The sequence below is a fragment of the Aerococcus sp. L_32 genome (genome assembly GCF_050689315.1).
Genome location: NZ_JBOEQF010001123.1, coordinates 1 through 598, shown reverse-complemented (window position 1 = coordinate 598; position 598 = coordinate 1). Strand labels below are relative to the sequence as shown.

1 protein-coding gene is annotated in these 598 nt (G+C 36.8%); it reads right to left on the bottom strand.

Going from position 1 to position 598, the window contains the following annotated elements; translation table 11 throughout:
- A partial coding sequence (locus ACRCJ0_RS18500; protein WP_431391640.1) for an ATPase, T2SS/T4P/T4SS family occupies positions 1 to 457 on the bottom strand: 457 nt, incomplete at its 3' end.
- Positions 458 to 598: the final 141 nt, after the last annotated feature.

The window sequence follows — 598 nt, the reverse complement described above, 5'->3', positions numbered from 1 at the left end:
GCAACTGGTATATAGTCGTTGTTTTACCTGAGGAAACTGGACCTGAAAATATAATCAAACCACTTTTGCGCTTCATATATTTGTTCATAGTGTCATATGCTTCTTGATTCAAGTGATTGGCTTTAAAATCACTGGTCACCTTATCATGAAAGACACGGATGACTAATGATTCATGCATGAGATAATTTGAGATTGACGATAATCGCAATTCGATTTTGTCGTCTGCCAGGTCATAGACAATAGCACCGTCTTGTGGCATACGTTTCTCACCTACATCCATATTAGCCATGTACTTTAAAAGCCGTATCAGCTGGCTACCTTTCTCAAATTCAAGGGTTTCCTGCAATATCAATTGATATCCGTCTCTCAGAAAAATATGATACTGCTGTCCCTCTGGGAGAATGTGGATATCATCGGACCGTTTTAATATCGCCATCGAAATCATCTTGTCTATCATTTCTTTCAATCTACCACCTCCATTTATTTTCAGGTCATATAATTTATACGAAGAATTCTTATAAAATCGCTTAGGAATTGAAAATAATATGCAAAAAAAAGCGCATCTCAAAATTTTGCCCACTTTTGCATGATAAGCCCA